This is a genomic window from Arthrobacter sp. ISL-85 (assembly GCF_018613675.1).
Lineage (GTDB): Bacteria > Actinomycetota > Actinomycetes > Actinomycetales > Micrococcaceae > Arthrobacter.
In genome coordinates this window covers 111,102-136,812 of record NZ_JAGGPQ010000016.1, presented here as the reverse complement: position 1 = coordinate 136,812, position 25,711 = coordinate 111,102, and the positions used below count along the sequence as shown (strand labels likewise).

General features: G+C 67.5%; 24 protein-coding genes. 8 read left to right on the top strand and 16 right to left on the bottom strand.

The features are described 5' to 3' along the window. Positions 1–21: 21 nt before the first annotated feature. Complete coding sequence (locus J7I84_RS12240) at positions 22–1,617, bottom strand: CYTH and CHAD domain-containing protein (protein ID WP_214944845.1); 1,596 nt, start codon at positions 1,615–1,617, stop codon at positions 22–24. Between the two features lie 135 nt (positions 1,618–1,752). On the opposite strand from J7I84_RS12240, the gene J7I84_RS12235 reads away from it, so the two are divergent. Next, positions 1,753–3,027 carry a CynX/NimT family MFS transporter gene (locus tag J7I84_RS12235; protein WP_214944844.1) on the top strand — a complete coding sequence of 425 codons (1,275 nt, stop codon included), beginning with the start codon at positions 1,753–1,755 and terminating at the stop codon, positions 3,025–3,027. A gap of 3 nt (positions 3,028–3,030) precedes the next feature. Next, positions 3,031–3,711, top strand: a complete 681-nt coding sequence (locus J7I84_RS12230) for a FadR/GntR family transcriptional regulator (protein ID WP_214944843.1) — start codon at positions 3,031–3,033, stop codon at positions 3,709–3,711. Positions 3,712–3,937: 226 nt separating this feature from the next. On the opposite strand, the gene J7I84_RS12225 is transcribed toward J7I84_RS12230, so the two are convergent. Continuing rightward, positions 3,938–4,477, bottom strand: coding sequence for a hypothetical protein (locus J7I84_RS12225; RefSeq protein WP_214944842.1), 540 nt, complete (start codon positions 4,475–4,477; stop codon positions 3,938–3,940). 157 nt (positions 4,478–4,634) lie between these two features. Here J7I84_RS12225 and J7I84_RS12220 point away from each other — a divergent pair, with 157 nt between their 5' ends. The 3 genes from J7I84_RS12220 to J7I84_RS21575 are packed head-to-tail and all read left to right on the top strand — an operon-like array spanning position 4,635 to position 6,989. Further along, complete coding sequence (locus J7I84_RS12220; RefSeq protein WP_214944841.1) at positions 4,635–4,925, top strand: hypothetical protein; 291 nt, start codon at positions 4,635–4,637, stop codon at positions 4,923–4,925. 2 nt (positions 4,926–4,927) lie between these two features. Next, the gene (locus J7I84_RS12215) at positions 4,928–5,755 is read left to right on the top strand and encodes a DUF1206 domain-containing protein (protein ID WP_214944840.1); all 828 of its coding nucleotides are present in this window, start codon (positions 4,928–4,930) and stop codon (positions 5,753–5,755) included. Positions 5,756–5,783: 28 nt separating this feature from the next. Beyond that, positions 5,784–6,989: an SRPBCC family protein gene (locus J7I84_RS21575; protein WP_251046542.1), complete on the top strand. Its 1,206-nt coding sequence runs from the start codon at positions 5,784–5,786 to the stop codon at positions 6,987–6,989. Between the two features lie 76 nt (positions 6,990–7,065). On the opposite strand, the gene J7I84_RS12205 is transcribed toward J7I84_RS21575, so the two are convergent. The 6 genes from J7I84_RS12205 to J7I84_RS12180 all read right to left on the bottom strand — a co-directional run bounded on the left by J7I84_RS12205 (position 7,066) and on the right by J7I84_RS12180 (position 14,268). Continuing rightward, positions 7,066–8,532, bottom strand: coding sequence for an FAD-dependent oxidoreductase (locus J7I84_RS12205; RefSeq protein ID WP_214944839.1), 1,467 nt, complete (start codon positions 8,530–8,532; stop codon positions 7,066–7,068). An 87-nt stretch (positions 8,533–8,619) separates the two neighbouring features. Further along, a complete protein-coding gene (gene cobA, locus J7I84_RS12200; protein ID WP_214944838.1) occupies positions 8,620–9,882 on the bottom strand; it encodes a uroporphyrinogen-III C-methyltransferase in 1,263 nt (420 codons plus the stop codon). A gap of 271 nt (positions 9,883–10,153) precedes the next feature. After that, complete coding sequence (locus J7I84_RS12195; protein ID WP_214944837.1) at positions 10,154–11,104, bottom strand: ABC transporter permease; 951 nt, start codon at positions 11,102–11,104, stop codon at positions 10,154–10,156. Further along, the gene (locus J7I84_RS12190; protein WP_214944836.1) at positions 11,094–11,819 is read right to left on the bottom strand and encodes an ABC transporter ATP-binding protein; all 726 of its coding nucleotides are present in this window, start codon (positions 11,817–11,819) and stop codon (positions 11,094–11,096) included. The genes J7I84_RS12195 and J7I84_RS12190 overlap by 11 nt, the downstream gene beginning before the upstream one ends. A 24-nt stretch (positions 11,820–11,843) precedes the next feature. Then, positions 11,844–12,971, bottom strand: coding sequence for an ABC transporter substrate-binding protein (locus tag J7I84_RS12185; RefSeq protein ID WP_214945002.1), 1,128 nt, complete (start codon positions 12,969–12,971; stop codon positions 11,844–11,846). 130 nt (positions 12,972–13,101) lie between these two features. After that, positions 13,102–14,268, bottom strand: coding sequence for an RtcB family protein (locus J7I84_RS12180; RefSeq protein ID WP_214944835.1), 1,167 nt, complete (start codon positions 14,266–14,268; stop codon positions 13,102–13,104). Between the two features lie 78 nt (positions 14,269–14,346). Between J7I84_RS12180 and J7I84_RS12175 the strand changes: the two genes are divergently transcribed. Continuing rightward, positions 14,347–14,784 carry an SRPBCC family protein gene (locus J7I84_RS12175; RefSeq protein WP_214944834.1) on the top strand — a complete coding sequence of 146 codons (438 nt, stop codon included), beginning with the start codon at positions 14,347–14,349 and terminating at the stop codon, positions 14,782–14,784. Between the two features lie 87 nt (positions 14,785–14,871). On the opposite strand, the gene J7I84_RS12170 is transcribed toward J7I84_RS12175, so the two are convergent. The 5 genes from J7I84_RS12170 to J7I84_RS12150 are packed head-to-tail and all read right to left on the bottom strand — an operon-like array spanning position 14,872 to position 20,787. Then, positions 14,872–16,278 carry a sulfate adenylyltransferase subunit 1 gene (locus tag J7I84_RS12170; RefSeq protein WP_214944833.1) on the bottom strand — a complete coding sequence of 469 codons (1,407 nt, stop codon included), beginning with the start codon at positions 16,276–16,278 and terminating at the stop codon, positions 14,872–14,874. Further along, positions 16,278–17,384: a sulfate adenylyltransferase subunit CysD gene (gene cysD, locus J7I84_RS12165; RefSeq protein ID WP_251046540.1), complete on the bottom strand. Its 1,107-nt coding sequence runs from the start codon at positions 17,382–17,384 to the stop codon at positions 16,278–16,280. The genes J7I84_RS12170 and cysD overlap by 1 nt, the downstream gene beginning before the upstream one ends. After that, on the bottom strand, positions 17,381–18,133 hold the full coding sequence (locus J7I84_RS12160) for a phosphoadenylyl-sulfate reductase (protein ID WP_396020064.1): 753 nt from the start codon (positions 18,131–18,133) through the stop codon (positions 17,381–17,383). The genes cysD and J7I84_RS12160 overlap by 4 nt, the downstream gene beginning before the upstream one ends. Continuing rightward, a complete protein-coding gene (locus J7I84_RS12155) occupies positions 18,130–19,875 on the bottom strand; it encodes a nitrite/sulfite reductase (RefSeq protein WP_251046537.1) in 1,746 nt (581 codons plus the stop codon). Before J7I84_RS12155 ends, J7I84_RS12160 begins: the two co-directional genes overlap by 4 nt. A gap of 54 nt (positions 19,876–19,929) precedes the next feature. After that, a complete protein-coding gene (locus tag J7I84_RS12150; protein WP_214944832.1) occupies positions 19,930–20,787 on the bottom strand; it encodes a sirohydrochlorin chelatase in 858 nt (285 codons plus the stop codon). Positions 20,788–20,847: 60 nt separating this feature from the next. Between J7I84_RS12150 and J7I84_RS12145 the strand changes: the two genes are divergently transcribed. Continuing rightward, positions 20,848–21,501 carry a trimeric intracellular cation channel family protein gene (locus J7I84_RS12145; RefSeq protein ID WP_214944831.1) on the top strand — a complete coding sequence of 218 codons (654 nt, stop codon included), beginning with the start codon at positions 20,848–20,850 and terminating at the stop codon, positions 21,499–21,501. Between the two features lie 51 nt (positions 21,502–21,552). Continuing rightward, positions 21,553–21,981: an SMI1/KNR4 family protein gene (locus tag J7I84_RS12140; protein WP_214944830.1), complete on the top strand. Its 429-nt coding sequence runs from the start codon at positions 21,553–21,555 to the stop codon at positions 21,979–21,981. A 209-nt stretch (positions 21,982–22,190) separates the two neighbouring features. Here J7I84_RS12140 and J7I84_RS12135 read toward each other — a convergent pair whose 3' ends face one another. The 3 genes from J7I84_RS12135 to J7I84_RS12125 all read right to left on the bottom strand — a co-directional run bounded on the left by J7I84_RS12135 (position 22,191) and on the right by J7I84_RS12125 (position 25,708). Then, positions 22,191–22,937, bottom strand: coding sequence for a hypothetical protein (locus J7I84_RS12135; protein ID WP_251046535.1), 747 nt, complete (start codon positions 22,935–22,937; stop codon positions 22,191–22,193). A gap of 342 nt (positions 22,938–23,279) precedes the next feature. Next, the gene (locus J7I84_RS12130; protein ID WP_214944829.1) at positions 23,280–24,380 is read right to left on the bottom strand and encodes a polyprenyl synthetase family protein; all 1,101 of its coding nucleotides are present in this window, start codon (positions 24,378–24,380) and stop codon (positions 23,280–23,282) included. Further along, positions 24,377–25,708, bottom strand: a complete 1,332-nt coding sequence (locus J7I84_RS12125) for a geranylgeranyl reductase family protein (protein WP_214944828.1) — start codon at positions 25,706–25,708, stop codon at positions 24,377–24,379. Before J7I84_RS12125 ends, J7I84_RS12130 begins: the two co-directional genes overlap by 4 nt. Positions 25,709–25,711: the final 3 nt, after the last annotated feature.

The window sequence follows — 25,711 nt, the reverse complement described above, 5'->3', positions numbered from 1 at the left end:
CCCCCAGCGGCGCGGAAAGCCTCAGATCACGCCGTGCCCCAACAGGTCGCGCGACTTCTTCCATGCCTTCCGGTGCCTGGCCCGGGCCGCCAGCATCCGCTCTTCCTGCTGCTTGAGCAGCTCCGCATAGATTCCTGCCGTGGCGGGCTCACCGTAATCCGCAGCAACGGCTGCCAGCAGGTCGCGGGCCACCACGGCGTCCTGGAACTGGCCCAGGATCTTCTGCTGCCGGCGGGCGGCCTTGGCCACCTTGCCCGCGCGCTTGCCGTGCACCAGCGCGGCTGACTCAGCCACATGCCGCAGCCGCTTCGCGTCCTTGCGGACGCGGTGGAGGGCGAGTTCCTGTTCCCTGCCACGGCGTGCTCGCTTGGCAGCTTTGCGTGAGCGCTGCAGGCGCTTGGCGGCTTTGTCCACTGCTTTCGCGGACGTCCGCCGTCCCGGCGCCACCGAATCGGCGCGGACGGGCGGGTTGTCACGGAAATCCTCGAGCTTGTCCAAGAGCCGGAAGTAGCGGTTTGATCCCAGGGCTTCCTGCAGGAGGCGGTACGCGGCGTCGTAGTCCCCGCCGGTGCGCTGTTCCACCGTCGCCGTGGCACCGGCAATTCCGTCCGAGGGCTGCAGTCTGCCCAGCTGTTCATGGAGCTGCGCGCGGAGGACCTCGGCGTCCCGCGGCTGGCCGAGCAGCTGGCCCAGCCACTTCAGCTCACTCCGCAGCCTGCGCACCGGAGATGCCCGGTAGAGCTTGGCGTACGCTGCGAGGACGGAGCGGATGCGGCGTACGGCGGAGCGCATGGTGTGCACCGCTTCGGGTTCCTCCCCCCGGACAGCGGCGTCATTGGCAAGGACCTCGTCGATCTGCGCGGCTACGTAGACGGTGACGACGGCGGCGGCCGGGGCGCGCTTTCCGGCCAGGAGGGCGGGGCTCTTTTCGGAGCCGCCAGCATCGGCGGGCTCCTCGCCGGCGGCGGCCCGCTTCCCGGCCTTCGTGTCGGTGCCCAGGGCACGGGCCAGCTTGGAGGCGTGGCCGGCCGGCCGGGCGCCCGCGGCGAAGAGCAGTTCCTCCACGGGAGCGAAGAGGCCCGGCTCCCCGTGCACCAGTTCCAGCTCCCATTCGCGCCATTGCCGCCGGGTGGTTTTGTCCCCGTCCTCGAGCCCTTCGGCGGTTACCTGGTCATCGGCGAGGTCGGCGAGGTGGACGCCCTCGTCACCGTACAAGGGGTACGTGGTGCGCCGGGTGTCCAGGCGCACCACCGGCACAGGGACAGCACCCCGGAGGTAGGCGTAAAGGTGGGTCAGCAGGGCGTCCGGGACGACGTCGGGCCGGCCGAGGGGGGCGTGCAGTTCCGTCCGCTGATGTGGACCGTCCCCCGAATCCCTTGCAGCCTGGGGCGGCAGCTTAAGGTGCCATCCCGCGTCCTTCCCGCCGGTGCGGCGGCGGAGCGTGACGCGGCGTGCGGCCAGGGCATGGCTGGGGGTATCGAAGTACACCGCCTCGAGCAGGTCCGTATGGGGCTTGCCTATCCGGGCCACTCCCGCGGCCTGTTCCAGGGCCGGCACGACGGCGCCGGCGTCGACGTCGTATTTCTTCTCAATCTCGAATCCCCGGGAAGCCTCCACAGCCGTCCTTCCGCACCGCCCGGTCAGCACCGGGCCTTCGACAGTCTGTTGGCAGTCTATTGCAGGCAGCGGCAACACCGAGAGGTTGGCCACAAAAGCGCAGACATCAAACGTCTAACCTTTACGGTGGAAGGTATGCCCGCAATTCCTCCTGCTTCCGCGCCCGCAACTACCCAGGCGCCCTCCACGGTGGCCACTGCCCCGGCAGCTGGCGCGGCCCCCGGCCGGCCACGCTCCGCCGTCGTCTTCGGCGTCATTGCGCTGGTGCTGATCGGGCTGAACCTGCGGGCCGGCATCACCGGTGCGTCCGCGCTGCTGCATGACCTGCAGGCGGTGTTGGGCTACGGGGTGCTGGTGGCGGCGATCATCCCGTCCATCCCCACGCTTTGTTTCGCCGTGGCAGGTGCGGCCACCTCCTGGCTGACCGGCAGGCTCGGCGTGGAGAAAGCCATCCTGCTGTCACTGGCGCTGCTGGCCGGCGGCCTCCTGCTGCGCGGCATTCCCGCCACCGGCATGCTGGTGGCGGGCAGCGTGGTGGGTATGTCCGGGCTGGCCATCTGCAACGTGGCCATGCCCTCCTTCATCCGCGAGTACTTCGCCGCCCGCACATCGCTGATGACCGCCGTCTACACGGTGACCATGACCACCGGCGGAACCCTGACCTCCGTCGCGGTGGTACCGCTGGCACACGCCCTGGGTTCCCCGTCCGCCGCAGTGGGTGCCGTGGGCATAGCGGCCGTCGCTGCGTTCCTGGGCTTCCTGCCCGTGGCCCTGCACGCCCACCGCAACACCCTCCAGACCAGGGCGGGCCACGTGTCGCCCTGGCCGTTGCTGCGGACCCGCAAGGGACAGCTCCTCACTGCGATCTTCACCCTGCAGGCCCTGTTGGCCTACGCCCTCCTGAGCTGGTTCCCCTACATGCTCACCACCATGGGGCTGAGTGCCTCGGACAGCGGGCTGATGTTCGGCCTCATGCAGCTGGTCTCCGTCCCCGCGGGCATGGTGCTGATTGCCATCGGCGCCCGGCCGGGCATGCTGCGTCCCGCGTTCTACCTGGTGAGCATCACCATGGCGGCCGGGATCGCGGCGCTGCTGGTCCTCCCCGTGGGACTGGCAGTCATTCCGGCTGTCCTGCTGGGCTTTGGCCTTGGCATCTTCCCGCTGGTGATGGTGATGATCAGCCGGAGCGGAACCAGCACCGCCGGCACCACCGCCCTGTCCACCCTGGCCCAGTCCTCCGGTTACCTGCTGGCCACCGCGGGCCCGTTCGGCATGGGCCTGCTGCACAGCGCCACCGGCGGCTGGTCACTGCCGCTGGTACTGCTGCTGGCCCTCGCCCTGGTCCAGATCGTGGTGTCCCACCTGGTCACCGGGCCCGCGATGTCCGGAAAAACTGCGGGAGGGAAGTAATCCATGACCCTGAGCGCTTCCGTCCGTCCGCCGCTCGCCGCCGAAGTCACGGGCAAGCTGCGGGAGATGGTCCACTCCGGCGAGTGGCCACTGAACCAGCGCATCCCCTCCGAACCTGAGCTCATGGCGACGCTGGGCGTTTCCCGGGGCACCCTCCGCGAAGCGGTCAAAGCCCTTGCCCACGGCGGGATGCTGGAGGTCCGGCGCGGGGACGGCACCTACGTGCGGGCCACGAGCGAAATGTCCGGCGCCGCGCGCCGCATGTACCAGGACCACACCGAGCAGCACATCCTGGAGGTCCGGCTGGGCCTGGACACGCAGGCCGCCAGGCTGGCCGCGCGCAACGCAACCAAGCCCGACGTCGCCTCCCTGCGCGCCCTCCTCGCCACCCGGGACGCGGCCTGGAACAGGGGGGACGTCGAGGCCTGGGCCGACGCTGACTGGAGCTTCCACGAGGGGATCGCCCGGGCATCCGGCAATCCGCTGCTGCACGAGCTCTACGCCAGCTTTGGGACCGCGTTCCACCAGGACCTGCTCAAGCAACAGCGCCGGCCCGGCTTCAACGGGCTCCCCCGGGACGGCCACGAAACCCTGCTTGACGCCATCGAACGGCGGGACCAGGAGGCCGCGGTGGCCACCGTTAACCGGAACCTGAACTCATGCGCGGAGTGGCTGGCGGAGTAGCCACGCCGGGCTGCTGCGGCCTCCGGCTGCTGACGCCTTCGCTTTTCGACGCGCGGGTTACCGGGCGCACGCGAAATATCGGGTGCGCAGGGGAATGTGCGCCGCGCAGGGGAATGTGCGCCGCGAAAACGGACCTGCGCTTCCCGCCGGAAGATGCGCGGCGCATGGCAGCGGCCCGGTACCTGGGTGCCGGGCCGCCGTCGTCCGCTCTATGAGACCAGTGGTGCTAGTCGCGGCGCAGGCCCGCAAATACGTTCTTGGGGCGCTGCATCTCGCCGTGCTTGGCGCCAAGGATGATCACCAGGGCCGCGAAGCCGGGGATGGCCCACTGCAGGAGCCTGAGCTGCTGCTGGGCTGACTTCAGCTCGTCCGACGCAGCACCGTGCGGCTCGGTTGCACCTTCGGCGCCCTCACCGGCCAGCTTCTCCACCTTCTTGCCCAGGATGCCCGAGTACAGGGTCACCGCGGCGCCCGCTACCGTCACGGCCGTCTTGATGACGGTGTCGCGTGCCACACCCTCCTGCTTGGCGATGCGGCCCTTGTTCTCCCAGGCAATGGCGAGGTCCGCCACCAGGTGGGAGGCGAATGCTGCGGTCTGGAACGGTGCCCACTTCATCCATCCGGCACTGGAAAGCCGGGTGCGCTCGGCCGGGTCCTTAGCCTGGGCCGCCGCCCCATTGAGGCCGATGGCGCCCATCAAGGATCCACCAAACCATGCTGCTGCCGTCAGGTCGTGAACTGAACGGGCAATGAGATTTCCTGCCATGATGTGCATTCCTAACGTTGTGAACTGCTTCCGGGCTGCCGCGGCTGCGGACTTCACGTGCCGTCTTCCATCGAGGTATGGTGCGCCCATGGTAAGCACACTTACTAATAATGCGAAAGCCCGTCCCGGACAGAGCCAACCGCGTAATATCGTCGCCATGGGAAACACAGGGACATTGTTCGGCTGGGCCTTCGGGGACCCCGCCCGTGAAAGTGACGGCGACTATGTGAACGGGCTGCAGCGGGAAGCGCTGGGGAACGCGCGGGAAACGGCCAAGGCCAAGGGCGTTGACGTTGTAGCGGGCTCGGAGGTGTTCACCGTCCTCAGTGCGGACGATTCCCTGGTGGAGCTGGACAACGCTCCCGGCCAGCTGGTGGTCCGCTGCACCGTGCACGTGGAGGGACCGGGTGCAGGGAAGCTCCGGGCCGAAGGGCCCATGAACGGCTGAGCATGTTCGACGGCGAATCCACCCTCAGCCAGGCAGCGGACGCAGTAGAGGAGGCGTCCAACCACAAGGCCCTGGACGTCCTGGCCCGCACGGGGTTTGCCGTCATGGCCTTGCTCCACATCATCATCGGGGCCATCGCCGTTGCCATTGCCTTCGGCCATCCAGGCGACGCCGAACCCACCGGCGCCATCGCGCGGCTGGCGGACAACCCGTGGGGACCAATCGTGATGTGGGGCTGTGTGGCCGCCTGCCTGGGCCTGGCGCTGTGGCAGGCCAGCGAGGCAACATTGCGCGCCAGGAACCTTCCGCGCAAGGATCGGTTGGCCAAGCTGGTCTCTTCAGGATTCCTGGCGGTCGCGTACGGCAGCGTGGGGCTGACCTTCGCCGGCTTCGCGTTAGGGCAACGCAGCGACTCGGGCGAGAATACCCGTGACTTCAGTGCCAGTCTGATGGATAACCCCTTGGGGCCGTGGGTCCTCGTGGCGCTGGGCCTCACCATCCTGGGCGTCGGCATCTACTTCGTGACCAAAGGGCTCCGCCGCGGCTTCAAGGAGGAGCTGTTCCACTTCGAAGGCACGCGGCGCGGCAGGCTCATCGACAGCCTGGGCGTCACCGGCCACGTGGCCAAAGGCATTGCGCTGGACCTCACCGGCCTGCTGTTCATTATCGCCGCCGCCAAGCACCGGCCCGAGGAGTCCACCGGGCTCGATGGCAGCCTGAAGGCCCTGCAGGACCACCCCTTCGGGCCCACCATGCTGGTGGCCATTGGTGCCGGGTTTATCGCCTACGGGGTTTTCGCGCTGATCCGTGCCCGGTTCGGCCGCATGTAGCCCCGGGGTTTATGGGTAGGAAGGAAGTATGACCCAGCAGCTGCGCATTGATTCCGCCGTCACCGGGAGTGCCGGCCGGGCCTTCGCTGCCCTCTTCCGGCTCCTGAAACTTGCCAGGCCTGACCGGCCCATCCATCCGGAGGGGCTGGGCCTGTCCGGGACTCTGGCCAGGACCGGCAACCCGGCCGGGCCCTGCGGCATCGACTGGCTGGACTCGCCCGGGACGGACCAGGTGGTGGCCCGCTTTTCCCGGTCCGTGGGGCTGCCACAGGCGCTGCCGGACATCCTGGGCCTGGCCCTTAGGATTTCACCGTCCGGCGGCGGACCGGCCGACGTGCTGTTCGCCTCCACGGGCTGGGGACTGCCGGGCCGGTTCCTGCTGATGCCGCGGCTGGATGTCGCAGGAGCCACCATGACCACGCTCATGCCCTACCGCGGCCGGCGGGGCCCTGTCCTGCTGGGACTGAGGACGCGGAGCCTCCCACCGGGTTCGCTGAGTTCCGGGGAGTGGGTGCTGGGGCTGCACTGGGCGAAACCCGGCGGCCACTGGCGGGAATGCGGTGAACTGCGGCTCCACTCCGGTGCCAGTGCCACGGATATCCCCCTGCGCTTCGATCCCCTGGAAAACCAGCCGCCGGGGGCTGACGCCTACGGGTGGACCCGGCGCCTGCGGAAACCGTCCTACCAGGCCGCTCGGCGGCCCGCACCTCCCGCCGTCGTCCACCCCGGGCAGCCAGCCCGGCCAAAGAACCCCGCCGAAATACTCCAGCAAAGCACCACCGGAAGGAATTCCATGTCTACCGTCTCGCTGCTGTGCAACTCATCCCCTGCCGACGTCTGGCGGGTCATCTCCGACGGCTGGCTGTACTCCGGCTGGGTGGTGGGAGCGTCCCGGATCAGGGATGTGGACGCCGAATGGCCGCAGCTCGGTGCCCAACTGCACCACTCGGTGGGGACCTGGCCGATGGTCATTGACGACAGCACGCGGGTGACCGCCGTGGAGCCCGGCCGTTCCCTGGAACTTGTTGCGCGCGGCTGGCCCATGGGCGAGGCCAAGGTGGAGATTACGCTGGAGGACCGCGGGAACCAGTGCCGGGTGACGATTGCCGAGGACGCCATCCGCGGGCCGGGCAAGCTGATGCCAAAGTTCCTGAGGGATCCGCTGATTTCTGCCCGCAACCGGGAGACCCTGCGGCGGCTGGAGCTCATGGCCATCGGGGGCGCCGGCAAGTAGCGCACCCGGGTTAACAAGCCTTGACGCGAGGAACCGCGGGACAGCCGTCCCGCGGTTCCTTGCTGCATCCGAGGTACTAGACCTGCGCGGCGACTCCGTCGCGGGAGATGGCGACCATTTCCTCGCGCGCCACAACCTTGACGCGCTCACGCCCGACCTCAACGCCGTGCGAGCCGCCGGCTTCGGTGGCCGCGGCGCCGAGGGCCAGTTCGTGGGCGTCCAGCGCCAGCCAGCCTTCCCAGGACGTGAACTTCACGCCGCGGGAATCGAGGAGTTCGACGACGGCGTCTTCCGCGGGCGCCGGGGCGACCGGCAGGTTTTCGCGGTCTTCGAGCAGGTACGTAACGGTTTCCAGGGCGTCGCCCTTGGTGTGGCCGATCAGGCCAACCGGTCCGCGCTTGATCCAGCCGGTGGCGTAGAGGCCCGGCACGTGGGTGCCGGAAGCGTCCAGGACGCGCCCGCCGTCGTTCGTTACCACGCCCTTCTTGTGGTCGAACTCCACGTCCGGCAGGGCGGAACCGAAGTAGCCGATGGCGCGGTACACGGCCTGTACCGGGTAGTCCACGTATTCGCCGGTGCCGCGGGCATTGCCGGTGCCGTCCAGTTCGGTGCGCTCGAACTTGATGCCCGCCACCTTGCCGGGTGTCTCGGCGTCGTCGTAGATCTCCACCGGGCTGTGCAGGAAGTGCAGGTGCAGGCGGCGGGACGCCTTCAGCTCGGAGAGGTCCTCTGGCTGCTCGGCGATCCAGTTGGTGAGCGTGCCCACCATGGTCTTGGTCTGGTTGTTCGTCTGGATCTGGCGGTCCGATTCCTCGTCGAACTCGAAGTCCTCCGGGTACAGAATGATGTCCACATCCTTGGAGTGGGACAGCTCGCGCAGCTCCAGTGGGGTGAACTTCACCTGGGCCGGGCCGCGGCGGCCGAAGACGTGCACGTCGGTGACGGGCGAAGCCTTCAGGCCGGCGTAGACGTTGTCCGGGATTTCGGTGACCAGCAGGTCATCGGCGTGCTTGGACAGGACGCGGGCCACGTCCAGGGCCACGTTGCCGTTGCCCAGGACGGCGATTTCCTTGGCCTCCAGCGGCCATTCGCGCGGCACATCCGGGTGGCCGTCGTACCAGGACACGAAGTCGGCGCCGCCGAAGGAGCCCTCCAGCTCGATCCCCGGGATGTTCAGGTCCGCGTCCTTGATGGCGCCGGTGGCGAAGATGACGGCGTCATAATGGGCGCGGAGGTCCTCGATGGTGAGGTCCGTGCCGTAGTCCACGTTGCCGAAGAACCGGATGTCGCCGCGGTCCAGCACCTTGCGCAGGGCGTTGACGATGCCCTTGATCCGGGGGTGGTCCGGAGCAACGCCGTAGCGGATCAGGCCGTAGGGTGCCGGGTAGCGGTCAAAGAGGTCGATGCTGACGGTCAGCTCGCCGCTCTTGACGGCTTCGCTCTTGGTAAGGATGTCGGCGGCGTACACGCCGGCCGGGCCGGAGCCCACGACGGCGACGCGAAGCGGACGCGCAGCGGATCCTACGGTAGTGCTGGATGACACGGCTGTGTTCCTTTTCTTCTGCATCGATTGCTGAGTAACTGCCGTTTTGAACGCTCATAACGGCAGTTACTCAGCAATCGATGGGTTTCAGGTGGTGAGGACGGTCTTGCGGGGGCTGTTCGGGGTGGTGGTGCTGTAGTCAGCGGTTTTGAAGTGCGACGGCGCGAAGGGGCTTACGCGCACCACGTCACCGATGACAATCACGGCAGGATTTGCGACGCCGGCCGCCTGGGCCTGGTCGGCGATGGAACCGAGCGTGCCGATGGTGACGCGCTGGTCCGGCAAATAGCCGTTTTCCACGATACCAACAGGGGTGTCCTGCGGCAGGCCGGCTTCGCCCAGCGCGGACGCGGATTCGCGCAGCTGGCCCACGCCCATGAGCAGGACAATGGTGTGGTCTGCGCGGGCCGGAACCTCGGACAGCTCCTCGTGGCCGGTGACCACGCTGAAGCCCTTGGCCAAGCCGCGGTGGGTGACGGGGATGCCGGCGGCCGCGGGTACGGAGATGGCAGACGTGACACCGGAGACCACTTCCACCTCCACGCCGTACTGCCGGCAGTATTCGGCTTCCTCGCCGCCGCGGCCCAGCACGTACGGGTCGCCGCCCTTGAGCCGGACCACGCGGTGGCCGTTAAGTGCTTCCTCGACCAGGATGCGGTTGATCTCCGCCTGCGGCACAGGGTGGTGTCCGGGGGTCTTGCCCACTTCGATGACGCGGACGTCGGGGGCGAGTTCGTTGAGGAGTTCGCGGGGCCCCAGGCGGTCGGCCACGACGACGTCAGCCTGGCCCAGGAGCCGGCGGCCGCGGACCGTGATGAGGCCGGTGTCGCCGGGACCGCCGCCCACCAGCGCCACGCTTCCCTGGTGGGCACGGCGGCGGCGCAGGGGAAGGTCGCCGGTTTCGAGGGCGGTGGCCACGGCGTCGCGGACGGCCATGGCGCGCCGCGGGTCTCCCCCGGCGTTGATGGCGATCTTGACGTCGTCCACCTCTGCGACGGCGGGGGTCCAGGCGGCGGAAGCTTCATGGTTGGAGGCGTTGACGCACCAAACCCGCTGCGCCTCGGCGTCGGCCGAAACCTGGGCGTCCACATCCGGATCGCCCGTGGCGGTCTGGACGAACCAGACGCCGTCGACGTCCCTGGAAAGGTAGGGCCGCGCTTTCCACGTGAGGAGGCCGGCGTCGGCCATCTCCTGAAGGGCGGGCGAGGCAACCGGGGCCACGACGGTGACCACGGCACCGGCGTCGAGCAGCCCCTTGGCACGGCGGGCGGCAACCGGGCCGCCGCCAACCACCAGCACGGGGCGGCCGAGCAGCCGCAGCGCGGTGGGGTAAATGTCCTGAATTGCCATGGATCAACGGTAGGGCGGCGTCACAATGGCCCACAAAGGCTCAGCAACACCAGTTCACGTAAGGTAACGCTGCGTCACAAAGGATCCGGGCCGCCGTCGTGCCCTGTGGTGGGGCACTTTGGGGCGGCTGAAGGCAGCCCGAACCCTTCCCAGCGGCGTGGTCCGTGTCAAAGTGCCCCGGGACAGCCGCGGGAAGCAGGCAGCAAAGCCCAGAGCCCGACGGCGGGAGGTCGTCGTCGGGCTCTGGCAGTGCGTTTGGAAAGGGGTGGGGTCAGCGGGTGCTGCCGGCCAGGAGGCCCCGGCGGCGCAGGAGGCGCTTCTCGATGGGCCCGAAAACCAGCAGCTCAATCAGGATGCCGACGGCGAGGATCAACAGGATTGCCGCCATCACCACCGCCATGTCAGACAGTTGCCGGCCCTGGTCCAGCAGCGAACCCAGGCCGAAGCCGATGGTGCCGCCCACGGCAATGATCTCGGCGGCCATGAGTGAGCGCCACGAGAAGGCCCAGCCTTGCTTGAGGCCACCCAGATAGCCCGGCAGCGCCGCGGGGAGTATCACCTGCAGGGCCATCTGCAGCCGTGAGGCGCCAAGCACAGTCCCCACCCGGCGGTACTGGGGCGGGATCTGGTCCACCCCGGAGATCAGGCCGCTGATGATGGACGGGATTGCGCCCATGAACACTACGAAGTAGACGGTGGCGTCGGTGAGGCCGAACCAGATGATGGCCGCCGGAACCCACGCCACGGACGGCAGGACCTGCAAGCCGGAAATCAGCGGCCCGAATGCTCGGCGCAGCGGTGCAACCTGGGCCAGCAGCAGGCCCACCGGAGTGGCGATGGCCACCGAAATCACGAACCCGATGATGCCGCGCTGCAGCGACGTCCACACGGACTCCTGCACCTTGCCTTCGCCCCAGAGGACCGCCATCTGGTTCAGCACGTCCAAAGGCCCGGGAACCTGGTCGCGGCGCTTGAGGCCCAGCGAGACGTAGAACTGCCAGACGAGCACCAGGACCACCAGCGCGGCCACGGGCAGGAGGATCCGGCTCCAGTCGATCCGGTGCTTGCGCTCGGCGTCGGACTGCAGGGAGTCCAGACCGGATTCGAGCTCCCGCAGGTCCTCATGCCCGGTGGACGTCCGGGTCAACGCGGCATGCACGTGGGCGGCTGGCTTCGTTTCGGCGGGCTCAACCACCGGGTCGGAAAGGAATCTACTTGGCATGGCGGCGAATCTCCTCCCGCAGCCGGGCGGTGATGACCCCGGTCAGCTGGCCGGCGAGCCCGGCGTCGGTTCGGTGTTCCTCCGTGACCGCCCATTCCTGGACCACGCGTCCGGGGCGGGAGGACAGCAGCAGCACGCGCTGGCCCAGCCGGACGGCCTCACGGACATTGTGGGTCACGAAGACGATGGTGCGCCCGGTTTCCTTCCAGATGCGCTCCAGTTCGTCGTGCAGCAGGTCGCGGGTGATGGCGTCCAGTGCGGCGAACGGTTCATCCATGAGCAGCAGCTGACGGTCCTGAGCCAGGGAGCGGGCCAGGGACACGCGCTGCCGCATGCCCCCGGACAGTTCGTGCGGCCGCTTGTCCCCCGCGGAGCCCAGATGAACCAGTTCCAGGAGCTCCTGGGCCTTGGTGCGGCGCTCGGCCTTGCCCACTCCGCGCAGCTTCAGGGCCAGTTCGATGTTCTCCCGGGCAGTGAGCCACGGAAACAGGGCCGCGTCCTGGAACATGAAGGCGGCGCCGTCGCTGGGCACTTCCAGGGCGCCCGACGTCGGCGCTTCCAGTCCGGCGATGATGTTCAGGAGGGTGGATTTGCCGCAGCCGGAGGCACCGAGGAGGGCAACGAACTCGCCCTGCCTGATGTTGGCGTTGACGTCGTCCAGTACCGGGGCGCCGTCGCCGAAGCGCTTGCCCAGGTGTTCCAGTACGACTGGCATAGTGTCGTCCTTAGGTGGTGGTGGTCAGTCCCGGCCGAGGCCGGCTGCTGAGATCTTGTCGGCGCCGGTGACCTGGTTGAGTGCGGTGAGGTCGAAGAGACCGTTGATGTCGGCCTTTTTGGTAGTGCCCGCGTCCACGCCATCCTGCAGCAGCTTGGGGTAGCTGCCGGCCAGCGGGTCGAGCGTAAAAGTGATGTTGGCCAGCGACCGGGTGAGGACGTCGCCCGGCAGAGCGGCCCCGGCGGAGTCCTGGAGTGCGGAGTTGATCAGCGCGGACTTCTCATCGGTGGGTGCCGTGTTGAGCCAGGCCACCGACTCCGCGTTCCCCTTCACCAGGGCCTTCACGGTGCCAGGGTGGTCGGCGGCGAACTTCTGGTTCACGATCAGGATGGTGGTGGGGAATTCCCCAGGCTTGCCGGTGCCTGCTCCGTCCCAAAGGTCCTTTTCGTCCACCAGCACCTTGGCCCCGGCCTGGAGCACCAGGCGGGACGCCCACGGTTCAGGCAACCACGCGCCGTCGAGCTTTCCGTCCTGGAACAGCTTCAGGGTCTGGGCGTTGTCAGTGGGATTGATGGCAACGTCGCCGCTGCCGTCCACGTTGGTCTTGTAGCCCTGCTTGGTGAGCCAGGCGCGGAGTGCCACGTCCTGGGTGCCGCCCAGCTGCGGCGTTGCCAGCGTCTTGCCCTTCAGGTCTGCGGCGGAGTTGATGCCTGACTTAACCACCAACTGCGCGCCGCCTGCCGCGGCCCCCGCAATAACGCGCACGGACTGGCCCTGGCTCTTGGCGAACGAGTTGATGGCAGGATTGGGGCCGATGTAGGCGGCGTCGATGGCCCCGGCATTCAGTGCCTCGATCGCTGCAGGGCCGGCGTTGAAGGTTTCGGTGCTGAGCTTGGTGCTGCCCAGGGCTTCCGCGAGGAATCCCTTTTTGACGCCCACCAGCGCTGCCGCGTGGGTGACGTTGCCGAAGTAGCCCAGCTTCAGCTCCGCGGCGGGGGTGGGCTCGGCGGCCAGGGCCTCGGTGTTGCGCGAGATGTTGGAGGCAACAATGGCCCCGACGGCGATCAGCAGGACCAGCCCGATGGCCAGAGCAGCCTCGACGGCGCGCCTGCGCGGAGGGACCGCGCTTTCGCCGGCCACGATGCGGGTCATCCCGGGCTTGGAACTAGTCATTGCTTCACCATAGGGAGTGGCCCGAAGCCGTTCAATGAAGCGGAAACGGGGGGTCACGCACGTTCATCCAGCGTCATATTCGGCCGCACTGCTGCCCGGATCCGCAGATTCAGTTGCCTTTGACGTTAACCAACTGCCGCAGCTTGTGCCGCACCGTGACCAGGTCCGCGGCGTCCTGCATGACCTGGTCGATCGGCTTGTATGCCGCCGGGATCTCGTCGATGAACGCCTCCGACGCCCGGAACTCGATCCCCCGCATGGCCCGCTTCAGTTCCTCCAGTGTGAAGGTCTTCCGGGCGGCGTTGCGTGAATATTCCCGCCCCGCCCCGTGCGGAGAGGAGTTCAGCGAGGCAGGGTTGCCCCGGCCTTCCACAACATACGACGCCGTCCCCATCGACCCGGGGATCAGTCCGGGATCGCCGTGGCCGGCTTTGATGGCTCCCTTGCGGGAAACCCACACGGGCTTTCCGTAGTGCGTCTCCTGCTCCGTGAAGTTGTGGTGGCAGTTGATCCGCTCCAGCTCGCGGACCCGGCCGCCCACCCAGCGGCTGAACTGGGCCGTGACGCGGTCCATCATCTCCTCGCGGTTCAGCAGCGCGAAGTGCTGGGCCCACCGCAGCTCCGCGATGTACCGCTCGAACTGTGCCGTGCCCTCGTCCAGGTACGCGAGGTCCGGATCCGGCAGGTAGACCTGGTTCTTCCTGCTGACGTGCTGGGCCACTCCGATATGGTGCTGCGCGATCTTGTTGCCGATTCCCCGCGAGCCGGAGTGCAGGAAGAGCCACACGCCGTCATCCTCATCTGCCGAAATTTCGATGAAGTGGTTTCCCGAGCCCAGGGATCCCAGCTGGAGCTCCCACTTGGCGACGTACTGCGCCGGGTTGAAGCCGGCCTTCGCGGCCCGCTGCTTCAGCTCGGCGATCCGCGGCTCCGCGGTGGGAAGCACCTTCTTGTTGTTGTGCCCGGCGGACAAGGGGATGACCCGCTCGATGTCCTCGCGGAGGCTTTTCCGGTCCTTCGGCAGGTCCTTCACGGAGTACTGGGTGCGGACCGCGATCATGCCGCAGCCGATGTCCACCCCTACCGCTGCGGGAATGATGGCGCGGAGGGTGGGGATGACGGAGCCCACGGTGGCGCCCTTGCCCAGATGCGCGTCCGGCATCAGCGCCAGGTGCGGGTAGATGAACGGCAGGCCCGCGGTCATCACGGCCTGCTCGCGGGTCTTGTCATCCAAAATGGACGCCCAGTTCAAGAGTTTAGGACTGATGGTTTCCATGCCTCGCCTCCGGCCGCCGTGCCCAGGACTAACGTAAGTCCTAGGCTAACCCGGGGGCACTTCAGGAGGAGATGATCAATGGTTAACGTCAGGACCGGGATCCACATTGACAGGCCGCGGGCGGAGGTGGCGGCCTTTGCGGCGGACCCGGACAATGCGCCGCGATGGTACGTGAACATCCACCGGTCGCAGCGGCTGACCGACGGTCCCCTGAGGGTGGGCTCGAAGGTGGCGTTCACCGCGAAGTTCCTGGGCCGGGAGCTGGACTACACCTACGAGTTCGTTGAGTTCGTCCCCGGCGCAAGGCTGGTGATGCGCACCGCCCAGGGGCCGTTTCCCATGCAGACCACCTATACGTGGACGGACGACGACGGCGGCACCCGGATGACCCTCGGCAACAGCGGGAGCCCCTCGGGTTTCTCCCGGCTGGCGGGGCTGGTCATGGAGCCGATGATCCGCCGGGAAACCCGGAAGGACCTGCAGAAGCTCAAGTCGATCCTCGAGACGGGAACGTAGGCCGTCAACCACGAAATCGCCGGAACGGTGCGAGGCCGCCGCAGCAAGACGGCGATTTCGCAGCGTTCCAGCGATTTCGGTGACGAATCAGATGCTGTAGCGCTCGTCCTCGTGGTCGCCCGGGTGGTCTTTGACCAGGCCTGCGGCCAGCGTGTTGCCGTCCAGCGGGTCGATCACCAGGAAGGCGCCGGTGCGGCGGTGGTGCAGGTAGTTCTCCAGCGGCAGCGGGGCGGCGAGCCGGAGCTGCGCGTGGCCGATGTCGTTGAGTTCCAGGCTGGAGGCACCCTCGAGCTTGAAGGTGGCCAGGTCCAGCTTGCCGGAGACGCTGCGGACCATCGCCTGCACGGTTCGCGTGCCGTGCTTGACCAGGACTTTCTGGCCCTCGCGGAGCGGCTTGGGGGAAAGCCAGCACAGGGCGGCGTACAGGTCGGCGGAGGCTTCACAGACGGTGCCGGCGGCCGCGATGGTGTCACCACGGGCCACGTCGAATTCGTCCGCCAGCCGGATGGCTACCGACTGCGGCGCGGCGGCTTCCTCCAGCGAGGCGCCGGCGAAGTCGATCCCCGCCACGGTGGTGGTCCGCGGCGCCTGGCCCGGCGTCAATACGGAAACCTGCTCCCCCACCTTCACGGAGCCTTCGGTGATCTGGCCGGCATATGCGCGGTAATCGCGGAACGCTTCCACGTCGAGCCCGGCCGCGACAGCATCCGGTGCCAGGGCGCCCTGCGGCCGGATGACCAGCTGCACCGGGAAACGGAAGCTCTCCAGGTGGCTTTCCAGTTCATCAGCGGCGGGCAGGGTCTCGAGGACCTCCAGCAGCGCCGGGCCCGTGTACCAGGGGGTGCGCCCGGAGCGCTCCACAACGTTGTCGCCGTCGAGCGCGGAGACGGGGATCACCAGCAGGTCGCTGATACCGTCCGAGCCCAGGCCCAGTTCGCGGCCCACCTGCTGCACCTCGGCCTCAATGTCACGGAACACGGATTCGCTGAAGTCCACCAGGTCGATCTTGTTCACGGCCACAATCACGTGTGCCACCCGCAGCAGCTGCAGCACGGACAGGTGCCGGCGCGTCTGTTCCAGCACGCCCTTGCGGGCGTCAATGAGGACGACGACGGCATCCGCAGTGGACGCGCCCGTCACCGTGTTCTTGGTGTACTGCACATGTCCGGGGCAGTCGGCCAGGATGAAGCTGCGCTGGTCGGTGGCAAAGTAGCGGTAGGCGACGTCGATGGTGATGCCCTGTTCACGCTCGGCGCGCAGGCCGTCGGTCAGCAGGGCCAGGTCGATCCCGCCCTTGTCGCCGCCAAAGCCCCGGTCGGCCGAGGTGCGGGCAACGGCGTCGAGCTGGTCAGCCAGGATTGCCTTGGAATCGTGGAGGAGGCGGCCCACCAAAGTGGACTTGCCGTCGTCGACCGATCCTGCGGTGGCGAACCGGAAAAGGGTGGTGGGCAGGGCTGTTTCCAGGTCCGCCGGGAGAACTGCTGCGGTGGTCATTAGAAGTACCCGTCCTTCTTGCGGTCTTCCATGGCGGCCTCGGAGATGCGGTCATCTGCACGGGTGGCGCCACGTTCGGTCAGGGTGGAGGCAGCGACTTCAACCACCACGTCGGACACCGTGTAGGCGTTGGATTCGACGGCGCCGGTGCAGGACATGTCGCCCACTGTGCGGTAGCGGACGGTCTTGGTGATGACGTCCTCATCAGGCCGGGGCTGGGAGACTTCGCCCACCGCGCGCCACATGCCGTCGCGGGCGAAGACCTGGCGCTCGTGGGCGTAGTACAGGCCCGGCAGCTCAATGTTCTCCCGTTCGATGTAGCGCCAGATGTCCAGCTCGGTCCAGTTGCTGATGGGGAACGCGCGGACGTGCTGGCCCACCGTGTGGCGGCCGTTGTAAAGGTTCCACAGTTCGGGGCGCTGGTTGCGCGGGTCCCACTGGCCGAACTCGTCGCGGAGGCTCAGGATGCGCTCCTTGGCGCGGGCCTTGTCCTCGTCGCGGCGGCCGCCGCCGAATACGGCGTCGAACTTGTTCCGCTGGATGGCATCCAGCAGCGGGACGGTCTGCAGCGGGTTACGGGTGCCGTCGGCACGCTCGGCCAGCTCGCCGCGGTCGATGAACTCCTGCACGGAGCCCACCACGAGCTTCAGTCCCAGCCGCTCCACGGTACGGTCGCGGAAGTCGAGAACCTCGGGAAAGTTGTGTCCGGTATCAACGTGCAGCACCGGGAACGGGACCTTGCCCGGCCAGAACGCCTTGGTGGCCAGGTGCAGCATCACCACGGAATCCTTGCCGCCGGAGAACAGCAACGCAGGCTTCTCGAACTCGGCCACCACTTCGCGAATGATATGGATGGCCTCGGATTCGAGGGTGTCCAAAGAGGACAGTCGACCGGCCTGCAGAGCCGGAGCAGCAGATGCCGCCCAGGGAGTGGCATCTAAGGCATCGGCCGAGGGACCCGACGCGAGCTTGCGAGCGTTGGGAAGGCCGCTGCCGCTGTCGGAGCCGCGCGCATCGTCCGAAGGACGGATGCCGCGCGGCGAAGGGGCGGGGGCGGCATCTGCTGCGGAGGCGAACTCCGCCGTCGTCGTGCTCAAGTTGCTCATACGTGAAGTCCGCATTCTGTCTTGTCGGAGCCTGCCCAGCGGCCGGCGCGGGGATCCTCGCCGGGCGCCACCTTGCGGGTGCAGGGCTGGCAGCCAATGGAGGGGTAACCCTGGGAAAGCAGCGGGTTGACGGGCAGGAGGTTGTCGTCGGAGTACTCCACCAGCTGGTCGAAGGTCCAGGCGGCCATCGGGTTGACCTTGACCAGGCCGTTCTTGTCATCCCAGGTGACCAGCGGGGTGTTGGTGCGGGTGGGGGCTTCGTCACGGCGGACACCGGTGAACCAGAGTTCGTACCCGGCCAGGGTGCGCTGCAGCGGAGCCACCTTGCGGAGGGCACAGCATTGGGCGGCGTCGCGGGCGAACAGGTCCTTGCCCAGCAGCCGGTCCTGCTGCTCCACGGTGGTCTCGGGAAGCACGTCCACCACGTTGACGCGGAGGTTCGCTGCCACCTCGTCGCGCGTGGCGTAGGTTTCCGGGAAGTGGTAGCCGGTCTCCAGGAAGAGGACGTCGACGCCGGGCATCTGGTCCGCGACCAGCGCCGGCAGGACGGCGTCGGCCATGGAGCAGGCGACGGCGACAGCGGACAGGTCGAAGTTCCGCTCCACCCAGGCGATGACGTCCCGGGTGGGGGCGTCCCAGCCCAGCTCGGCGGCGCCGGACTCGGCCAGGGCCTTGAGCTCTTCCTTGGAACGGAGTGCAGCGGCAGGCGATGCCGTCACCGGATCCACACCAAGCGCGTGCTTACTCACTGCAGTGCCTCCTCGTCTGCTGCGTGGGCCCATTCGGCGAAGGTCTGGCCTTCGGCGCGGTCGGCCACGAACCGGCGGACCACGCGCTCCACGTAGTCGGGCAGGTCGTCGACGTAGACCTTCAGGCCGCGGACGGTGCGTCCCAAGCCCGCTTCCTCGCGGTCGCTCGAAGCCAGCCCGCCGCCCAGGTGGACCTGGAAACCCGGGGAGGGATCGCCGTCGGGCGTTGGAAGCATCATGCCCTTGAGACCGATGTCCGCCGTCTGGATGCGGGCGCAGGAGTTGGGGCAGCCGTTGATGTGCAAGGACAATGCCGCGGGCAGCTGGCCCGAGTCCGCGAGGTCGGCCAGGCGGCGCTCCAGCTCGGCTACGGCGGTGGCGGCCGTCATCTTGGTTTCGACGATGGCCAGCTTGCAGTACTCGATGCCGGTGCAGGCGATGGTGCCGCGCCGGAACACGGACGGGCGGGCGGACAGGCCCAGGGCGTCCAGCTCGGCGACGAGCGGCTCCACCTGCTCCTTTTCGACGTCCAGCACCACGATCTTCTGGTGCGGGGTGGTCCGCAGCCGGAACGAGCCGCGCGCCTCAAGCGTGTCGGCGAGCTTGACCAGGCCGGAGCCGGAGAGCCGGCCGCCCAGCGGGGTGGCGCCGATGAAGAACTTGCCGTCCTTCTGTTCGTGCACGCCCACGTGGTCGCCGGGGGTGGCGGGCTTGGGCGCGGCGGGGCCCTCGGCCAGCTTGTAGCCCAGGTATTCGTCCTCCAGGATCTGGCGGAACTTCTCCGGGCCCCAATCGGCCAGGAGGAACTTCAGGCGGGCCTTGGTGCGCATGCGGCGGTAGCCGTAATCGCGGAAGATGCTGGTGACGCCCAGCCACACATCCGCGGCCTGCTCGGGCTTCACGAACGCGCCCAGGCGCTTGGCCAGCATCGGGTTCGTGGCAAGCGCGCCGCCCACCCACAAGTCGTAGCCGGCACCGAGGTCGGGGTGGACCATGCCTACCAGGCCGAAGTCGTTGATCTCATGGACCACGTCCTGGCTGGGGTGGCCGGTGATGGCGGTCTTGTACTTGCGCGGCAGGTTGGACACGATCGGGTTGCCGATGAACCGTTCGCCCAGCTCCTCGATGAGGGGCGTGGGGTCGATGATTTCGTCCTTGGCAATGCCAGCCACGGGCGAGCCCAGGATCACGCGCGGAACGTCGCCGCAAGCTTCGGTGGTGGACAGGCCAACGGCTTCCAGCCGGCGCCAGATCTCGGGGACGTTCTCCACCTCGATCCAGTGCAGCTGGATGTTCTGGCGGTCCGTGACGTCCGCTGAATCGCGGGCGAAGTCAACGGAGATCTGGCCGATGACGCGCAGCTGCTCGGTGGTGAGCGCGCCGCCGTCGATCCTCACGCGGAGCATGAAGTACTTGTCTTCCAGCTCGTGCGGCTCCAGGGTGGCAGTCTTGCCGCCGTCGATCCCCTGCTTGCGCTGCGTGTACAGGCCCCACCAGCGGAACCGGCCGTGCAGGTCCTGGCTGGGGATGGCGTCGAAGCCTTCCTTGGCATAAATGGACTCGATACGCTCGCGGACGTTCAGGCCGTCGTCTTCCTGCTTCCAGGTTTCGTTGGCGTTCAGCGGCGTCTTGCCGTCCACCTTCCACTGACCGTGCGGCTTCGCGGCGGGCCGGGACGTGCGGGCGGGACGCTTGGCGGCAGCGGCATCCGCGGACGCTCCGGCTAGAGCTGTATCAGTCATGCATCGACTGTAGGGCGCCCCCGAATTGCGTCACAAAGGCCCGGAAACGCTAAGTCACCTAGGGAAATATTTCGTCACGAAACGCCGGATGGCCTTGAACGCGCCACGCTCCTGTGCATCGGCGGGAGCCTGCTTCGCTGCGCCAGTTGGGGCTTCTGCGGGGGCTTTTGCCGGTGCTTCGTTCATGGTTGCGACGGCGGCGTCGTACCTGTCGAGCGCGATCTCCGCGAGAGTCGGGGACGGCAGCAGGGGCCGGGTCACGACGTCGGCACCCGCCTTGGCCAGCTGGTCGTGGAAGAAGCCCGGCGCAAGGAGGTACGAGGCAATCACCACCCGGCCGCCGACGTCGACCGCTCCTGCGGACTCCCCCGCCCCCGCGCCACCGGCGAGCTCCTCCCGGAGCATGGCGACGGCGTCGGGAACGGACGGCTGGGCGGAGGCACCGTAGGCGGCCACCATCCGGTTGGACCGCAGCGCCTGCAGCTGGCCCAGCAGCTCCTCGACGCTGACCGCGGCTTTGGGGTTGGACGAGCCCGCCGCGGCAAGGACGACGACGTCATTGTCCGTGGTGCCGGCCTCGCGCAGCCGCTGGTCCAGCAGGGCGGCGAGGCGGGGGTCTGGGCCGAGCGGCGCAGCGGCTGCACTGCCCGGCCGGCTCTTCACCGCCCGGGCGATGTCTACTTTCACGTGGTAGCCCACGCTCAGCAGCAGCGGAACAACGACGGCGGACTCCCCCTCCGGCAGGCCCGCCACCACATCCACCAGGTCCGGCTGCTGGACGTCCACGTAGGCTTCCCGGACGTCAAGGCCCGGGCGGAGTTCCGCGATGGCGGCGCGCAGGGCGTTGACCTCCGCGGCCCCCTGTGTGTTGGACGTCCCATGGGCACAGGCGATCATGATGGGGCTGTTCATAGGGGCTAGCGTAACGTTGGAGCCGCCCTGTCCGCCCTCTTTGAAATACCGGGACGCCCCATGACATTCGCCTTTGACAACTCTCCGGTATGGCTGGATTTGATGGGCGTTTTCTTCTTCGCGGTCTCGGGTTCGCTGCTGGCGGCGCGGAAGCAGATCGACATTGTGGGGTCCCTGCTGCTGGCCTCCCTGGTGGGCCTCGGCGGCGGCGTCATCCGCGACATCATCCTGGGTGTCGTTCCCGCCGCATTCACCAATCCCGCCTATCTGGCGCCCCCGCTGCTGGCCACGGCGCTGGTGTACTTCCTGTTCTCCAGCGTCCAGCGGTACACCTCGCTGCTGGTCCTGTTCGACGCCGCCGGCCTGGCCCTGTTCTGCATGACCGGCACGCTCAAGGCCCTGGCCACCGGCCTCAACCCGGTGGCGTCGGTCCTGCTGGGGGTGACGACGGCGGTGGGCGGCGGCCTGCTCCGGGACGTCACGGCCAATGAGGTCCCCGAACTGTTCAACCCGAAGTCCATCTACGCGCTGCCGGCATTCCTGGGTTCCTCGCTGACAGCGGTCCTGTGGGTCCTGGGCGTGTTCAACGTCCTGACCGCAGCCGGCATCGCGGCACTGGTTTTCACGTTCCGGGTCCTGGCCTGGCGGCGCTCCTGGCAGGCGCCGCTCGCCGTCCGCGGCTGGCACCGGCGGGCAAGCGATTCAGGGCTGTGACGTTGGTTTCCATGTCATTTTGTGAGCCCGGTGATTAGCTAGGATATGAGCATGACTGACATGTTCCTCGAGAAGTTCCGCGCGCTTGTTCCAAAGTATCTCGAGGATGAATGGCAGGAAGCGGACGGCCTGACCCCCGAGGAACTGGACAAGGCCCTCGCCGAGCACCAATTCGAGATTCCCCTGGTCCTGCGCGAGTTCTACCTTGCCCTTGGCGGCTGCGAGGACCTCATGGAGGCCTACCACTACTTCTGGGACCCCGAGGAGCTCGAAGTCGACGACGAAGGCTTCCTCATGTTCCTCGAGGACGAAGAGGAAGCGTTCACCTGGGGCTTCCGGGTGGGCGACCTCAGCGTGCCGGACCCCATCGTGTACCGCCGCAACAATGCCCGCGGCCAGTGGAAGTCCGAGGAAGGCACCTTCTCCGAGTTCGTCTTCGACATGTTCGAGTGGGCGTTCGAGGAAGAAGAGGAAGAGTAAACCTCCCTGCTTCTTGGGGGTTCGCCCCAAATGCGTCACTTATGGGTAGGCCACAGAACCGTGCCCCCAGGTTTGCAGGGGCGCGCTCGCCTCGACAGCCCAATAATCACGCAATTCCGTTGCTATGCCTGCTGTTCGTTGGCCTCCGCCACACGTGCAGAACCGCCTGGACCTCAGCCACCATGGCCTCCGGGCGGTAGATGACGTCCTCATAGTAGTAGCAGCACCAGGTAGCCCCCAATGGTGCTTTGGTTGTTGCGCCGCTGGTCCCGCTTGATGGATTTCGGCTCGAAGTGGGTTGAGCCATCCGTCTCCACCACCAGGCACTCCTCGATCAGGAAATCCACCTCTCCAACTCCGGCAATGTGGACATGCCGCCGAACCCGCAGCCCGGCCCGCGCGAAATGGACATTTGCGAGTACTTCAAGCAAGGAGTCCGCGCGGGAAATCACCAGATCCAGGACCGATCGCGCGCGGCCATTGCGGCGGCCCGGGCAGCGCCCGTAGAGGAAATCGAGCGAGACGTCTCCGCCGCCAACCGCCGACTGCACCATCACCAGCGCCTCCAGCTCCGGCAAGCAATGGAGCGCATGCAAAAGAACATCCGCCAGCCCCAGCGCCGGTAGCCAGGGGTGCCGCGGATGCTTGGGGCGGCCGTGGTCGATGACGCCAAACGTAACGGTGGGATGGCTCCGGCTTATATGCAGGGCGGCGGGCTCCTTGAGAGTCCAAAGCTGATAGACGGGCGCGGCGGACAAACAGGTGAGCCGCCCACCGGCCGCCAAAGCCCCCGCAACACGCTTGTCGCCGGGCAGAGAATAGACACCCCGCCTGATTCTCATTACGAGGCCCAGCGCCACCGCCTCGCTGACCTTGGTCCGCGTGAACCCCGCTTTTTGCAGCTCCAGGGACCGGGCTGCTCCCCCGTGCCGTGCCAGGTAGTCACAGATGTCCATCCCTCATCGTGTCTATGCCTAGCCCCCGCTTGGAGCAGACGACAGTCTCTATGTGGAAAAAGGCCAACGGCCGTGAGCAACACATCCAGGGAAAGCGATGCTGAAAATTTCTTGACAGTGGCAGTAACAGGGGACTTGCGCATTGTGACAAAGCTGTCATAAGCTATTCACGGATCCGCTAAACGCCTCCGGCGGGTCTGATGCGAACGGAGAGATAGCCCCGGTTCACAGCAGCTTCGGTTGTTGGGAACCGGGGCTATCCCGTTAAGCCAGGGACAACGAAAAAGCCCGGCACCTCACGGCTGGATCAACCAGAGGTACCGGGCTCCTAACTAACTAAAATCAGCTGGCGCGGTCCACCACAGCCAGCGCGAAGTTGGACAGCGACTCCTTGACCACGCCCTCGGGCAGCGGTGACAGGGCTTCGATGGCCTCCTTGGCCCACTGCCGCGCAACCACCCAGGACTCGGCTGTGACAGGGTGCTCGCGCAGTCCTGCAACTGCGGCAGCCAACGCTGCATCGGAGGACAGATCGCCGTCAATCAGTTTCAGGAGGTCGACGGCGGACTGGTCACCATCAGCGGCAGCCTTGCGCAGGAGCAGCACCGGAAGGGTGGGAACCCCTTCGCGCAGGTCGGTTCCCGGGGACTTGCCGGACTTGACCTTGACCCCTGTGACGTCGATGACGTCGTCCGCGAGCTGGAAGGCTACGCCCACCTTCTCGCCGTATTCCACCAGGACGTCTTCGTACGCTTCGTCGGCGCCGGAGAAGATGGCCCCAAACTGGCCGGACGCAGCCACCAGCGAGCCCGTCTTGTCCGCGATTACGGAGAGGTAGTGCTCCACCGGATCCTCGTCCGGCCGCGGTCCGACGGTCTCGTGCAGCTGCCCCAGGCACAGCCGTTCGAAGGTGCGCGCCTGGATGCCCAGCGCGCGGCCGCCCAGCTCTGATACAAGGATGGACGCCCGGGCAAAGATCAGGTCCCCGGTCAGGACGGCTACGGAGTTGCCCCATACCTCGTGCGCAGTGGGGGCGCCGCGGCGGAACGGGGCGGAGTCCATGACGTCATCGTGGTACAGGGTTGCCAGATGCGTCAGTTCCACCACGACGGCGGCCTGCACCACGGCGGGCAGCGACGCGTCACCGAGGTGGGCACAGAGCAGGGTCAGCAGCGGCCGGATGCGCTTCCCGCCGGCTTCCACCAGGTGGCGCGACGTTGCGTCAGCCAGGGGATCCGAGTTGGCGATGGCTTCGCGAAGTTTCTTCTCCACCTTGGCCAGGTTGTTGGTGATGGCCGGGCCCAGCTCGGCGTCCCCCGCGATGGCCGCAAAACCTGCAGGCAGCTGGAGTCCCGTGGCGATGGCGGTGGTGTTGAGGCTGGGTTCGGAGTCCGGCAGGCCGTGCCCGGCGTGCGTCCAGCTTTGGTCTGCGGAGTTGGTCACGGGTTAACCCTAACTTTTTGTTGCGGATACCGCTGATTCGATGCTGGTGAAGTGTTGGATGTGGCGGGGACCAGTGATTCGAGGACCCGGATCATCCGGTCCTCGATGCCCTTGGCGGACGGATCGGTCAGGTTGGCGAGGAGCCGGACCACGAACCGCATCAGCACCGGAACGGGCATGCCGGTGCGCAGTGCGAGCTTCATGGCGGCCGGCTTCCCGATCAGCGCGGCAAATGCCCGCCCCAGCGTGAAGTGCGATCCCCACTGGTCCCGCACATAGTCCGCGTACCGCGAGAGGTGCGCATCGGCGTCGTACGTCCCGCCCGCCGCCAGCGAGCGTGAGGAGGCATCGATGATGAACTCGGCCGCGAACCGCGCAGACTCCATGGCGTAGGAGATGCCCTCGCCGTTGAAGGGCGAGACCATGCCGCCGGCGTCTCCCAGCAGGAGCAGGCCGGGCGAGTAGTGCGGGGTGCGGTTAAAGCCCATGGGCAGGGCGGCGCCGCGGATTTCTCCCACCTGGTTCTCCGGCGTGAAGCCCCAGTCTGCGGGCATGCCGGCGGTCCATTCGCGCAGGACCTGTTTATAGTCGAGCTTGCCGAAGTCCTTGGAAGAGTTCAGGATGCCCAGGCCCACGTTGGACGTGCCGTCGCCCACGCCGAACACCCAGCCGTAGCCGGGCAGCAGCTTGCCGTCGCGACCCGGAAGCTCCAGCCAGCCTTCCATCCAGTCATCGTCGGTGCGCGGCGAGGTGAAGTAGGTGCGGACGGCCACGCCCAGCGGGCGGTCGTCGCGCTTCTGGATCCCGAGGGACACGGACGTGCGTGTGGAGTTTCCGTCAGCGGCGAGGACGACGTCGGCAGGAAAGTCGCGCGTGTCGCCCGTCTTGCGTCCGGACTCGTCAAGGAGCGCGGCGCGCACCCCGGTCACGCGGCCGTCGTCGTTCGTCAGGGCCTCGGTGACGCTGTGTCGCTCGAGGATCGCGGCGCCGGCTGACTCTGCGTGCCGCGCCAGCTCCTCGTCGAAGCCCAGGCGGGTGCGGATCAGCCCGTACTGCGGGAAATCGGACACCTCGGGCCAGGGCAGTTCGATGGTGCGGCCGCCCGCAATGAGGCGCAGGCCCTTGTTCCGGCGCCACCCGTCATTCTCAGGGTGCTGCAGGCCCAGCTTCTGGATCTCGCGGACGGCGCGGGGCGTCAGACCATCACCGCAGACCTTCTCGCGGGGAAACGCCGTCTTTTCCAGGACCGTTACATCGAGGCCTGCCCTGGCGAGGTAGTACGCGGCGGTGGATCCGGCCGGACCCGCGCCGACAATCAGTACCTTCACAGG